1 pseudogene is annotated in these 229 nt (G+C 54.1%); it reads left to right on the forward strand.

The window, feature by feature from the left end:
* Positions 1–229, forward strand: a pseudogene (locus QP415_RS13235) (translocase); the annotation flags it as partial.

Consider the following 229-nt stretch of genomic DNA (forward strand, 5'->3'; position numbering starts at 1 on the left):
GCCATGTTCGGGATCAACGGAGCTGAATTCGTCATTCTTTTACTACTGGCGGCGTTGCTGCTGGGACCCCGATCGGTGGCACAGGCTCTGCATGGTTTGAAAAAGGCTCTGACAATGTTTCGGCAGTGGTCGGCCCGGCTTCGAGCCGTCGCGTTAAGCGAATCATCTGCATTGACGCCTCAGGATCTGAAGAATCTGCAGATGTTACGCGAATTTGACCTGTCGCAGT

The sequence above is a fragment of the Pauljensenia sp. UMB3104 genome, assembly GCF_030217285.1.
Classification (GTDB): domain Bacteria; phylum Actinomycetota; class Actinomycetes; order Actinomycetales; family Actinomycetaceae; genus Pauljensenia.